This window comes from Mariniflexile fucanivorans (assembly GCF_004341235.1).
Classification (GTDB): domain Bacteria; phylum Bacteroidota; class Bacteroidia; order Flavobacteriales; family Flavobacteriaceae; genus Mariniflexile; species Mariniflexile fucanivorans.
The window spans coordinates 263,031-277,880 of record NZ_SLUP01000004.1; the positions used below are offsets into that span (position 1 = coordinate 263,031).

General features: G+C 35.6%; 8 protein-coding genes. All 8 read left to right on the plus strand.

Annotation, left to right across the window (positions count from 1 at the left end; genetic code table 11):
* Positions 1–12: 12 nt before the first annotated feature.
* The 8 genes from EV196_RS10320 to EV196_RS10355 all read left to right on the plus strand — a co-directional run bounded on the left by EV196_RS10320 (position 13) and on the right by EV196_RS10355 (position 14,765).
* The gene (locus tag EV196_RS10320) at positions 13–1,671 is read left to right on the plus strand and encodes a sulfatase family protein (protein ID WP_132217680.1); all 1,659 of its coding nucleotides are present in this window, start codon (positions 13–15) and stop codon (positions 1,669–1,671) included.
* Positions 1,672–1,692: 21 nt separating this feature from the next.
* Entirely contained in the window at positions 1,693–4,365 is a 2,673-nt protein-coding gene (locus EV196_RS10325; protein ID WP_132217681.1) for a hypothetical protein, read from the plus strand.
* 8 nt (positions 4,366–4,373) lie between these two features.
* Positions 4,374–7,172, plus strand: a complete 2,799-nt coding sequence (locus EV196_RS10330) for a heparinase II/III domain-containing protein (RefSeq protein WP_207902846.1) — start codon at positions 4,374–4,376, stop codon at positions 7,170–7,172.
* A gap of 10 nt (positions 7,173–7,182) precedes the next feature.
* Entirely contained in the window at positions 7,183–8,058 is an 876-nt protein-coding gene (locus tag EV196_RS10335; RefSeq protein ID WP_132217682.1) for an alpha/beta hydrolase, read from the plus strand.
* Positions 8,058–10,418, plus strand: a complete 2,361-nt coding sequence (locus tag EV196_RS10340; protein ID WP_132217683.1) for a PDZ domain-containing protein — start codon at positions 8,058–8,060, stop codon at positions 10,416–10,418. Before EV196_RS10335 ends, EV196_RS10340 begins: the two co-directional genes overlap by 1 nt.
* Positions 10,419–10,433: 15 nt before the next feature.
* The gene (locus EV196_RS10345) at positions 10,434–11,972 is read left to right on the plus strand and encodes a sulfatase family protein (protein WP_132217684.1); all 1,539 of its coding nucleotides are present in this window, start codon (positions 10,434–10,436) and stop codon (positions 11,970–11,972) included.
* An 85-nt stretch (positions 11,973–12,057) separates the two neighbouring features.
* Positions 12,058–13,425, plus strand: a complete 1,368-nt coding sequence (locus tag EV196_RS10350; protein WP_132217685.1) for an alpha-L-fucosidase — start codon at positions 12,058–12,060, stop codon at positions 13,423–13,425.
* A 347-nt stretch (positions 13,426–13,772) separates the two neighbouring features.
* Positions 13,773–14,765: a GDSL-type esterase/lipase family protein gene (locus tag EV196_RS10355; RefSeq protein ID WP_243652222.1), complete on the plus strand. Its 993-nt coding sequence runs from the start codon at positions 13,773–13,775 to the stop codon at positions 14,763–14,765.
* The last annotated feature ends 85 nt before the right edge of the window (positions 14,766–14,850 follow it).

Genomic DNA, 14,850 nt, shown 5'->3' on the forward strand with positions numbered 1-14,850 from the left:
ATATAATTGATAATGAATAAAAGTTTAAAATTAGTAGCTGTATTGCTTTTAATGGTAACCGTATCTTGTAAAACACAAGGCGTCAAGACAGTAAAAAAAGAGCTGCCAACCCAACGACCTAATATCATTTTTATGATGTCTGATGATCATGCGTATCAAGCCATTAGTGCTTACAGCGATCATCTAATTAAAACACCAAATATCGACCGTATTGCAAATGAAGGTATTAAGTTTACTAATGCCTGTGTGTCCAATTCAATTTGTGCACCTTCACGAGCAACCATTTTAACTGGTAAACATTGCCATATTCATGGAAAAGTTGATAATGTGTTTCCTTTTGATGAATCTCAAACCACCTTTCCGCAGTTAATGCAAGAAGCAGGGTATCAAACGGCGATGTTCGGAAAATTGCATTTCGGAAACAATCCAAAAGGGATAGATGAATTTAAAATTTTACCGGGACAGGGAAGATATTATAATCCTATTTTCGATACCAACGACGGACAAATTACGGTTGAAGGTTATGTAACCGATATTATTATGGACATGACTTTAGAGTGGTTGGAAAACAGAAGAGATGAAAACAAGCCATTTATGTTGTTTTCCATGCAAAAAGCACCGCATAGAGAATGGTTGCCAGCGCCACGTCACTTTAAAGAATTCACTAAGAAAACCTTTGTAGAACCAGAAACTTTGTTCGATGACTACGAAGGTAGAGGGTCGGCGGCTAAAACCGCAGAAATGAATTTGTTGGAACATATGAATTGGGCTGGAGACTCTAAAATGTACCCAGAAATGATGGCAGAATTGGGCATCAAAGATAAATCTGGTTGGGATGTTGAAGCGTTCGACCGTGAGGTAGGTGCCATGAATGCCGAACAAAGAGCGGTTTGGGATTCTGTTTACGGACCTATGATGGAAGATTTTAAAAAACAATATCCAAACATGAACGATACCGAGTTGATGAAATGGCGTTACCAACGTTACATGCAAGATTACTTGGGTTGTATTGCTTCTGTAGATGAAAATGTAGGTCGTTTATTAGATTATTTAGATAAAACAGGACTTGATGATAACACCATCATCGTGTATACCTCCGATCAAGGTTTTTATTTAGGAGAACATGGTTGGTTCGATAAGCGTTTTGTTTACGATGAATCTTTTAAAACGCCCTTATTAATTAAGTGGCCAAATGTGATTACACCAGGAACCACCAATACTGAAATGGTTCAAAATTTAGACTTTGCACAAACCATTTTAGAAGCGGCGCATATTGTGCCACCTTCCGATATGCAAGGCGAAAGTTTAATACCGTTATTACTTGGAAATAATAAAGAGTGGACCAGAGATGCGGTGTATTATCACTATTACGAATATCCAGGAATCCACATGGTAAAAAGGCATTATGCCATTATTACTCAGGAATATAAGTTAGCACATTTTTATTATGATGTGGATGAATGGGAACTTTACGATCGTAAAAACGATCCTCAAGAAATGAAGAATGTGATTAACGATCCTGCGTACGCCAATGTGGTTGTAAAACTGAAAAAGCAACTATCCGAAATGCGTAAACATTATGGCGATAGTTCAGAGTTAGATCAGGAAATACTTAAAAAATATCTGGAGGCAAAAAACAATCCGGATATTGAAACAGTACCGCTTCATTAAAAACAAAAAAGTTTAAACTGTATGAGCTTAACAAAAAAAATATCCTTAATTATTACATTGTTATTAGTAGCAATATTCAGTCATGCTCAAAAAGCAGGGAATCATCCGCGCTTATTTGTAGAGCAAGAAGACAGAGCTGAATTGCTACAAAAAATTGAAAAGGAAGATTGGGCAAAAGCATCTTGGAACAAACTTTTAGAAGACATTGATGTTCATGTAAACCGTCATGTTACCGACCCCGAATGGATGGTTTCAAGATTGGCCATGTATTGGAAAAAAGGCGAACATTACACCCAATGTTATATCAAAAATCAGAATTGGGATTACGGTGAAGGCAATGCCCCTGTGCCAACCGTTCGTCTTCCTGGTATGCGTACTTGGAACGATTACCTGAATGTGCCTTTAGAAGATAGAATTCCATACAACGAGTCGGGTGATATGTTAGGCATCAGTCGTTCTAGCGTAGATAAAACACCAGTCTTAATTCCATATAAAAAGAGCGGGCATATGATTCGTCAGAACAATATGGAAATTCTAAAATTGGCAGAAGAAGCAGCGTTTGCCTATTATGTAACAAAAGATGAAAAATATGCAAAATTTTCAGCTGATATTTTAAATACTTGGTTATTGGGAACCTATTACATGCAACCACCATTAGATCCTGAAAAATCTACCAACGGTCCCGGAGGTTACGAACCAGGAGGCATTATGGGATATTACGATTATGAGGTGATTCATGACGACAGACAAATACCAATGTCCATTGCCTACGATTTTTTATATGATTATTTAAACGCGCATCCTCACGAACATTTAAAAACCATTCACAAAAAACCGGTTGATGTAGCTGGTACGGTATTTAAACGTTTTATAGAAATTGGTTTGATTAGAGGTGGAAAAGTCGGCAACTGGAATGTGAATCGTTATAAAAACATAATGAATAGCATCCTTGTTTTGGAGTCCAATGATTTTTATGAAGATGGAAAAGGTCGCGATTATTACATCCCGTTTTATACCGAAGACAAACCTTCCAAAAATTTTGCAGGCTTGCCAGTCATCATGGATTTCTATGATAAAGAAACGGGCTTATGGCCGGAATCACCTGGTTATGCTTCTGGTATGATTTCTTTGGTATTGGATATGGGCTTGAAGTTATATAAAGTGGGTGTGAATACTTTAGCTGGAAACCCAATTATTAAAAAGGCGGCTTTGGCAAACTTAGGTTGGTTGGATGCTCGTGGAAATTTGGTGGTTTTTGGAGACATGCGTGGTGGTCCTGCAGATATTTCTTCTTTTGAATCGCTATTAACCTACGCAACTTGGGAAGGCGATACGGAAACCGCGAAAGCTATGGCGACCGTTATTGGTAAAAACATCGCTTCGGGGCAATATGATAGGCATAAGTCTGATTGGCAGGGCATCGTTTTGAATCAACCTCTACCAGAATCAGGGAGCGATTTACCATTTCATAGAACGGCGTATTCCGAGTTTCACAGGCATCTCATTATGAAGAATGGCAACGATGAAAACAACGGATTGATGTTTACTTTGTACGGAGGAAAAAGCAAATCGCATTTAACTGAAAACGGACTGGCCATGCAGTTTTATGGAAAAGGATGGGCATTAGCGCCTGATGCTTCTGCATACGAGTCGTATTGGTCAGACGATGCAGGATATCACCGTGGGATTTTGGGTTCTAATACCATCGTACCAGGTTATAAAGAAGGAGAGATCACTATAAACGCGATGGATCCGAAAACCGACGAAGGCGCTTTTTATAATAGTGTAGAAACATCTAATTATGTTTCGTTTGCCGATGTATCTGCAGATGAAAAACGTCGTTTGGTAGCGATGGTTCGAACTTCTGAAACCACAGGCTACTATGTCGATATTTTTAGATCAGATCAAACCGATAACGACTACATTCATCATAATTTAGGAAATTCAGTAACGCTTAAAAATGCATCTAATGCACCTTTAAGTTTGAAGGAAATAAATGATTTAGGCGTGAAATATGATAAATTTTACGCATTTTTTAAAAATCAAAGAAAGGTAAATCATAGTAATGATTTTAATGCGACTTGGGATATTTCTGCAGTATCACCTGCACTACATGTAAACATGTGGATGATGGGGCAAAATAACAGAGAATTGTATGTGGTAGATGCGCCACCAACGACACTGCGCGATGATGTAACACCGGAACAAGTCAATAAAAGTCCGGAAACAACACCTACATTAATCGTACGTCAAAATGGTATCAACGGAAAATCACATCCATTTGTGTCAGTTTTTGAATCGTATGAAACGGGTAAAAAAGCCATTCAAAATATTTCTAAATTAGAAACTTCAGAAAATTTTACAAGTATTTCTGTAACTTCAAAAAACAGTAAACAATACATCTGTAACGCCATTGATAATAAAGTTTACGAACCAATAAACGATTTAAAATTTCAAGGGGTTTTCGGAATTGCTTCTGAAGAAAACAATAGCTTTCAATATTTATATTTAGGGAAAGGGAAACTTCTACAACACGGAAACTATAAAATTGAAGCTGTGAATGAAGACGTTTCAGCAGAATTAAAAATTAAAAACGGTACCTATTATTATTCAGCAGATAAGCCTGTGAAAATTCAATTAAGCAAAGGTAAATCAAAAGAATATCCGGCTGGATACAATATTGAAATTCAATAATTCGTAAGATGATTATAAAAATAAAAATGTTTTTAGTTGCTTTAGTAATGGTTATGTTAATGTGTCCAAGTGTATCGTTCGCACAAGAATTAGGACATCCAAGAATCTATACCACCAATGCATCCAAAACCGAATTTTTAGAAAGTATTCAATCTACCGAATGGAAAAAAAGCTTGGTAGATAAGAAAATTATAAATCTGGAAAAATATCTGGAGTATTGTGAAAAAGACCCAACTTGGTTGGTGTCCAGACTGCAAATGAATTGGAAAACTAAACACGATAAAGTGTTTTTAAAAGGTGGTAATTTTTCTCATTCCGAAGGAAAAGCACCAGTTCCAACCGTTCGTTTTTCGGGAACACGCGATTGGGCATCCGATTATAAGCGTCCGAAACTTGAAGAGGTGGAACCTTATTTTGACGACCCAAGAGGCTTCTTTTTAGAAAATAAAGAAGGTGTGAAAGAATGGGTGCATTCATCAAAAATAGGTTTCACCATCGAAAAAATCAATGAGCAAATTATAAGCTTAATAGAAGATGCTGCCTTTTTGTATTGGGTTACGGGCGATGAAAAATACGCCGCATTTGCAAAGCCTGTTTTTGAAACTTATATGGAAGGCATGTATTATCGAGATGCTCCTATAGATTTAGAAAATGGTACCCAACAACGGATTTCAGGATTGTCAACTTTTGAGGTGATTCATGAGGGTGTATTAGTCAGATTAGCGACTACTTACGATTTTTTATATGATTATTTCAAAAAAGAAAAAGTAAATATAGCCCACAGTGATGCGGTGTTTCAAAAATGGGGCGATCAAATTATTGTAAATGGAATTCCAGACAACAACTGGAATTTATTTCAAGCACGTTTTTTAACCTATGTAGCCTTGGTTTTAGATAACAACAAAGCCTATAAAAACGGAAAAGGGCGCGAATATTTTTTAGAATATACCTTTAATACTTCTACTGAAAGACAATTATCTATCGATGAATCTTTATTGGTTTACGATCAGGAAACCGGTATGTGGCCGGAGTGTCCTACCTATTCTGTACACGTTATCGCCAGTCTGCTTGATATTTTTACATTGCTAGACCATTTTACTGATAAAAATGAGTTGTCTAACTATCCTATCATCGAAAAGGCAGCTTTGGCTTCGTTTCAATATTTATTTCCTAGTGGTTATATGGCAGGTTTTGGAGATTCTGGTCATAAACCGCTTCCTCCAGAAAATTTTGAATTGTTAATTTCAAATTATAGAAAATATAACAATACAGAGAAAGAAGCCATTATTTCGGGCTTGTTAAATAATATGATTTCCAAAGGCGAATACAACAGAAAAGCAGATGGTTTATTCGAACTGTTTTTTTATGTAGACGATTTAAAAGTCACAAAGGATGCTCAAGATGGGTTGAGTAAATTAACCTCGCCAACCTTTTATGCATCGAATATTAGCATGTTCAATCAACGATTGGGCAAAGGAAACGATGCGATAATGGTTTCATTGGCAGGTTCTTACGGCAATCATTCCCATGTAAATGGTATTTCAATGGAATTGTTTGCAAACAACTATGTGTTAGGGCCTGACAGTGGTAAAGGTCCTAGTTATTGGCATACCGATCATCGAGATTATTATTCCAGATTTCCAGCGCATAATACGGTGGTTGTTGATGGAAAGTCCGATTATGGAGCCATGCGTGGTTACCACCCGTTTAGTTTAGATAATCATTTTCCAAAAACTGGAGATACGCCTAATTTCGATAAGCTAACGTTTTCAAAAGTGTCCTTTTTAGAACCAGAAACAAAAGCCAATCAACAGCGATTTACGGCTATAATTAAAGGTAAAAATTCAAAAGGATATATTGTAGATGTGTTCCGTTCAAAAAAACAAGAAGAAGGCAATCAACGGCATGATTATTTTTATCATAATTTGGGTCAGTCGTTAGAGATTTTAGATACGACTGCGAAGCCCTTAAATTTAGCAGAAACTACCGACTTTGGAAGTAAACTAGGTGATTTAAAAGCCTATAACTATTTAACCAATAAAAAGAAAACAGAAACAGCTAAAGATGTACATGCACTTTTTAGGTTGAAGAGCAAAAATGAAGCAGACAATTTAATGAAGGTTTGGGTAAAAGGCAGTGAAAATCAAAGTATTTATAAGGCGTTGTCACCAAAATCGAATGCACTTTCTGATGGAAGCGCACCTGCTGAGGTTTTAGATAAAGGCATGGAAACTTTAATTGTAAAAAGAGACGCTTCTGCTTGGGAAAATCCGTTCGCCATGGTTTTTAATCCCTATGTTGAAGGAGAAGAAAATCCTGTTACTAACGTGATTTATTCATCACTTAAAGAAAATCCGAATACGCAAGTCATTGAGGTGTTGTTGAATGATAATAAAACAACGGATAAGATAATTTTAAATACCAACGAAGAAGATATAATTAAAACAGATAACTTGTACCAACAAGGACTGGTGTCAATCACTCGAAAAGTAAAAGACAGTCAAGCCATTGAGTATTTATTTTTATCAGGAATATATAATTACCAACAAGATGGTTGGGGTATTGTGGCATCAGGCACGCCAGTTACAATTTCAATACAACGTTCAGAAAATACTTTTGTAATTGAAAACGATGGTCCCATAGTAATACGCGCTCCTTTTTTAGAAGGTAAAAAATCGGCAGAATTACAAGTTTATGAAAATGGCAAGTTAATTGCATCTAGAAAAGGGCAAATAAATAGGTCTAACCCAGAACAGTTAGAATTTAGATTAAGCAAAGCTTATAGTAAAGCTATAATTGTATATTAAATAGAATCAAATGATAAAACAGATATTCACAGCAATTGTTTTGTTGCTGATATTTACAAACGTAAATAGTCAAAATAAAACATTAACACCACCTTTACCTCAAGAGTATATCTATAAAATAATTGGAGTGGATACTTTAAAATTGAGTGTTTATCAACCCGAAGGTGTAAAGAATAAATACCCTACCATTATCTTCTATTTTGGAGGTGGGTGGAATGGGGGCAGCATTACACAGTTTGAAGATCAGGCAAAATATTTCACTTCTCGAGGTATGGTATCTGTTTTGGTGGATTACAGAGTGAAAAATAAACACAATACTTCACCATTTGAAGCGGTGAAAGATGCTAAATCTGCCATGAGATATGTAAAAACGCATGCTAAAGAATTTAAAATTGATACTAATAAAATTGTTGCAGCAGGAGGTTCGGCAGGAGGTCATTTGGCAGCGGCAACTACGATGCTTTCAGGTTTAAATGAAGAAGGCGAGGATACTTCAATCAGTACAAAAGCCAATGCGTTGGTACTTTTTAACCCAGTGGTTGATAATGGACCAGAGGGTTATGGCTATGATAGAATTGGTGACCGTTATTTAGAATTTTCACCGATGTATAATATTACAAAAGGCGCACCACCAACCATTTTCTTTTTAGGAGATAAAGATAAATTGATTCCGGTTTCAACAGCTAAAGCATTTAAAGCAAAAATGGAAGCTGTAGGAAGTAGATGTGAGGTGTTTATTTTTGAAAATCAAGAACATGGTTTTTTCAATAAAGGCAAGCAGAAGAACGATAAATGCTACATAGAAACCGTGTATGAAGCCGATGTGTTTTTAGAGTCCTTAGGTTATTTAAAAGGTAAGCCAACAATTAAAAAAAATAAAGAATAATGAAGAGAGTAAGTATTTTATTAGTAGTCTTAACGGTGTTTTTTTCGTGCGTAGCACAATCAAATAGCATCGAAATTTATGTGTCACAAAATGCTGCTAAAAATTCAGATGGTAGCAAAGAAAAACCTTTTGCAAATTTAAAAGCAGCCATTGCTAAAGCGACTCAATTAAGAGCTAATAATGATAAGTTGAATATTGTAATTAATATGTTGCCGGGTGAATATCATTTGTCTGAAGCCATAACTATTCCTGCATCTTTAAGCGGATTGACCATAAAAGGAACGGATGCTTCTGAAGTAAGTATAAAAGGTTCTGTGGTTTTAAATCCTAAATGGAAAAAGTTTAATGAAACTATTTATGAGACATCGGTTCCTGAAAATTTAAACTTCGACCAACTGGTAATCAATGGAGTACCACAAATTTTGGCGCGTTATCCAAATTATGACGAAAATGGTCATTATTGGCAAGGGTATGCGGCTGATGCTATTTCAAAAGAACGCATTGCTAAATGGAAACATCCAAAGGGTGCATTTTTTCATGCATTGCACAAAGGTAGGTGGGGCGGTTACCATTTTCAAATTACAGGAATAAACGAAGATGGAACAGCCATTTTAGAGGGCGGACATCAGAATAATAGGCCATCTACACCTCATGAAGAATACCGTATGGTAGAAAATGTTTTTGAAGAATTGGATAGCCCGGGAGAATGGTTTTTAGACAAAGAAAACAGCAAATTATATTATTGGCCAACAGAAAATGTTCAACTAAACAATGCCAAAATCGAAGTATCTGTACTTAAAGATTTAATTCAAGTTGTTGGAACTTTAGAAAATCCTGTGAAAAACGTCACCATTAGCAACATCACTTTTGAACAGACACAGCGCACGTTTATGGACAAATTTGAGCCTTTGTTACGAAGCGATTGGAACATTTACAGAGGAGCTGTGGTGTTTTTTGAAGGTACTGAAAACTGTAAAGTTGAAAACAGCATTTTTGTTCATTTAGGTGGTAATGTGATTATGGCGAGCAAATACAATAAAGGCTTGGAAATTACAGGAAACCATATTCATGATAACGGAGCTAGTGCGGTTTCTTTTGTAGGTGATCCATCGGCGGTACGTTCACCATCTTTTAATTATAGTCAGTTTGTACCATTTTCAGAAATGGATACCCTTTCAGGACCTAAAAACGAGTTATATCCGCGCGCATGTTTGGTAAAAGATAATTTAATTCACCGTATTGGTAGAACAGAAAAACAAACCGCAGGAGTTCAAATTTCTATGGCTATGGACATTACCGTAAGTCATAACAGCATTTACGATGTGCCAAGAGCAGGAATTAATATTGGTGATGGTACGTGGGGTGGTCATATTTTAGAATTTAACGATGTGTTTAATACGGTGTTAGAAACGAGTGATCATGGATCATTTAACTCATGGGGTCGTGATCGTTTTTGGCTTCCAAAACGAGACGTAATGAATAAATTAACCACGGAGATTCCAGATATGTACAAGTGGGATGCCGTAAAAACAACAATCATTAGAAACAACCGTTTTCGCTGCGATCATGGTTGGGATGTCGATTTAGATGATGGTTCTTCAAACTATCACATTTACAATAATTTAATGTTGAATAGCGGTTTAAAATTTCGCGAAGGCTTTAAACGCGTTGCAGAAAACAATATCATGGTGAACAACTCTTTGCATCCACATGTTTGGTTTGCAAATAGTGAAGATGTTTTCAAACATAATATTGTGGGCGATACGTATCAAGATGTTGGTTTATTAGGTTGGGGTAAAGAGTTGGATTATAACTTGTTTCCAAATGAAGTAGCTATGATGAAATCTCAAATTTACGATAGAGATAAACACAGTCAATATGGCGATCCTATGTTTAAAGATCCTTCAAATTTAGATTTTTCTGTTGCTGAAAATTCTCCAGCATTAAAAATCGGATTTAAAAATTTCCCGATGGATCAATTTGGTGTGCAAAAATCTGAATTAAAAAAGATTGCCAAAACACCAGAAGTTCCCGTAATAAAAGATGCTTCAGAAAAACAAAGCAGTCCGGAAGTTGCATGGTTACGTAATAACATAAAAAGCGTAGATTCAGAGCAAGAACAATCGGCTTATGGATTAAATTCCGCCGAAGGCGTCATCATATTACGTACATGGGCTCCAAGCCCTGCTGTACAAAATAACGGCATCAAAAAAGGTGATGTTATTCTTCAAGCGGATGGAAAAAAAGTGAAAAATGTTCAGGATTTTTTCAAAATAAATGTTGAAAATAAAACGGATAAACTGGATTTAGTTATCATGCGAAATCAATCAGAACAAAAAATTACAATCAATACAAAATAAAAATTAAAAAAAATCATGCATTACAAAAAGACCTTTTTAATATTTTGTGTTATCTCAATATGGAGTCAACTTTGCTTTGCACAAGTAAATCAAGAACTTCCTAATATTGTGTTGATTAATGCTGATGATTTGGGTTATGGCGATTTGGGATGCTATGGCGCAACAAAATTAGCAACACCAAATATCGATAAATTAGCAAAAGAAGGGAGAATGTTTACAGATGCACATTCAGCCTCTTCTGTTTGCACCCCATCACGATATGCCTTACTTACAGGAGAATATCCTATTAGAAAAGGAGGTTTAGACAGTCCTATTTTTCTTAAAGACAAACTAGTGATAGATACCAAAAAGGAAACAATGGCTTCATTACTAAAAAAAGCAGGTTATTCAACAGCATGTATTGGAAAATGGCATCTTGGTTTTGGAACAACAAAGCCAGTAGATTGGAATAAACCACTAGCTCCTGGTCCTAATGAGCTTGGTTTTGATTATTACTACGGTGTTCCTGTGGTGAATAGTCATCCTCCATTTGTATATGTTGAAAATCACAATGTAGTTGGACTTACAGAAGATGACCCTTTTGTTTACGGAAAAAAAGCCAAAACAAAAGAAATTTTTGAAAAAATGAATTTAGATGACATTGGAGGAGCAGATAAGGCGCATGCATTATATGTTGATGAACAAGTTGGTACTCATTTAAAAGAGAAAGCCCTCGGTTGGATGAAAGAGCAAAAAGACAAACCTTTCTTTCTGTATTTTGCTACAACAAACATCCACCATCCATTTACACCAGCACCACAATTTATAGGAACGAGTCAAAGTGGGTTATACGGAGACTTTGTTCATGAGTTAGATTGGATTGTTGGTGAGGTTATGAACACCTTGAAAGAAATGGGAGTAGCTGAAAATACTTTGGTAATATTTACAAGTGATAATGGTGGGATGTTTAATGCCACCGGACAAAAGGCTTGGAAACAAGGTCATAAAATGAATGGTGAATTGTTGGGATTTAAGTTTGATGCTTGGGAAGGGGGTAATCGTATTCCTTTTATCACTCATTGGCCTAATAAAATAAAAGCTGGAGAGGTATCTAATCAGCTAATTTGTAACGTGGATATGCTTGCCACTATCGCGGAACTTACTGGACAAGAATTGGAAAAAGGGCAAGGACAGGATAGTAAAAATATGTTGGCAGCAATTACAGGACAAACGAATAAGCAAATAAGAAACGAAGTGCTTTTAGCACCTAAAAATAGTTCTCATCTTGCCATTCGTAAAGGAAACTGGTTGTATATAGGAGCTAAAGGAGGAGGAGGATTTAATTCGGCGAAAGAAGGTTCACATGGTTTTGGAGGCCCTGCGGCCATATCTTTTGCAGGAGAAATTAATAGCGATATTGAAAATGGCAAAATGAAAAAAGATGCGCCACCAGCACAACTTTATAATCTTGAAGAAGATATCTCGCAGACTACAAATCTTTATTTGCAATACCCTGATGTCGTTAAAGATATGCAAATCAGTCTAGATAAATATAAAGAAGGAAGTAAAGAATAAATAATCAAAATCATAGCACTAAAAATATTGTCTATATCACAATCAACATAAAATAAAAATAGAATTAACAATAAAAAAGAATAAAATGAAAATATTAAGGCGGTTAAGTATACTTGCATTAATTGCAATTTTAAGTGTGAACACAAGTTTTGCACAATCAAAAAATGTAAAAAAATTATCAGATGACGAACGTATGGCGTGGTGGCGCGATGCCAAATTTGGTATGTTTATTCACTGGGGAGCATACTCAATAATTGGTGGAGAACGCGGTACAAAAATTGCTGGAGGTGGTGCCGAATGGGCCATGGATAAATTGGACTATACTATTGAGGATTACGAGAAATTTCCAAAAATGTTCAACCCACAATTGTTTGATGCAGATGCTTGGGTAACCATGGCAAAAAATGCTGGGATGAAGTACATTGTAATTACCTCTAAACACCATGAAGGTTTTGGTTTGTGGGATTCTAAAGTGTCAAAATATGATGTGATGGATACCTCACCATTCAAAAGAGATATTATAAAAGAATTATCTGATGCTTGTAAAAAACAAGGCATTGTGTTTTGTTTTTACTACTCTATTGTAGATTGGCATCATCCACAAGCACAAGGAAATTTATATCCAAATTACAACATTTCACAACATGACGATCCATCAGTTGTTAATCCAGAATTTCCAAAATATTATGAAAACTATATGAAACCTCAAGTAGGTGAATTATTGAAAAATTACGGAGATGTAGGCGTGGTTTGGTTTGATGGCGATTGGATTTCAGATTATACGACTGAAATGGGTAAAGACCTTTATAAATTCATTCGTGATATTCAACCAAACACCATTGTAAATAATAGAGTGGATAAAGGTAGAACGGGAATGGACGGTATGAACAATCATCCAGGGGAGTTTGCTGGAGATTTTGGAACACCCGAACAAGAAATTCCAGATACTGGTATCGATTCTGATTGGGAAGCATGTATGACCATGAACGGCACTTGGGGATATAAGCCAGACGATAATAACTGGAAAAGCAGTCAAGATTTAATTGAGAAGTTAGTCGATATTGTATCGAAAGGTGGTAACTTTTTATTAAATATTGGTCCTGATGGTTATGGAAGATTTCCTTCACAAAGCATTCGTCGTTTAAATGCGATGGGGCAGTGGACTAAGAAAAACGGAGAGGCTATTTATGGCGCTTCTGCAAGTCCTTATGAAAAACCTAAATGGGGACGTTACACTAAAAAAGATGGTGTATTATATGCACATGTTTTCGAATGGCCAAAAGACGGCTTGTTAAAGCTTAATAAGGATATTAAGTTTAAAAAAGTAACTTTATTAACGAATCCAGGTGTTGAATTAAAAGCTTTGGGAACATCTGGTGAAGTATTAGTTGAAGTACCTATGTTAGCACCAGACAATCCTGTTACTGTAGTGAAAATAGAGTTAGCGAAATAGAAATTAAAGTAAATTACTTAGGAAAAATAACATTGTAGTGGCTTTAAACGCTATCTGCGATGTTATTTTTTTAGTATTTTGAAAATCATCTTTTAATCGAGATTAGTTAAAAAAGAAAATTCACCCCGTTGGATTTAATAATACAAAATAGCCAAATTTGTACTAATTGGCACATTGAACTCGTCGAAATGTTTTTTTTATAAAGTATTCGACATCCCGATAGCTATCGGGACAGACTGACATTTAGTTTTTAATTGACTTATGAGTTTTAAATAAAAATGGATTTTCATAAATTACACCCAGCGGATAAAACGCAATACTAGTTGAAAGATTTTAAATCATAGAAAATGAAAATATTTATCAAATCAATTTTATTTGCATTATTTGCAATGGTAACCTTAAGTACTGTTTATGCTCAGGAAACTAAAAAACTTTCTGACAATGAAGAAACGATTTATGGCTCATCTGAGAGTACATTTGAAAAACCCACTTGGGGACATTACACTAAAAAAGATGATTTTATTTACGCTCATGTTTATAATTGGCCTAAAGACGGAAAATTAATTATTTCTAGAAAAATGAATGTAAGAACCGCTTTCTTAAATGATGGGGATAAAAAATTAAAAACACAATTGGTCGATGGGAATTTAACTGTTTTTTTACCCAGCGAAGCTCCAGAAGATTTGCCAACAGTTCTAAAAATTGAATTAACACCCACTGAAGATTGGGCAAATTTAGACCGTTATAGAAAAGCAAATGCCGAATTAAAAACTCCAACAAAAAACGAACAGCGCGTGGTGTTTATTGGTAACTCCATTACAGATAATTGGACCAGAGATCATGGTCAATTTTTTGAAGCGAATCCATCTTATGTAAACAGAGGCATTAGTGGGCAAACGAGTGCACAAATGCTATTAAGGTTTCGGCCCGATGTTATAGAATTAAAGCCAAAGGCAGTGATTATTTCAGCAGGTACTAATGATATCGCAGGTAATAGAGGCGCTATTAGTATCGAACGTATTGCAGGAAATATTTTCTCTATGGTAGAATTAGCCAAAGCAAATAATATAAAAGTTGTTCTGGCTTCTGTGTTACCAGCATCTAGTTATTCTTGGAGTCCTTCTGTGGTGCCAGCAGATAAAATTATTGAATTAAATAAACTCATAAAAGCATATGCTAACGCACATAATGTTGTTTATTTAGATTATTATACACCTATGGTTAATGGCAATAAGGGTTTGAAAGAGGAATTAGGTCGTGATACGGTTCACCCAAATGCGGCGGGTTATGATGTTATGGAACCTTTGGTACAGGAAGCGATTAAGAAAGCATTAAAATAGAAAATTATCATAGTTTATATGCATTGAATCATGATTTAAAAGCTATTTCAAAAAAAATACAATAACATTGTTGCAACAGTTTTTA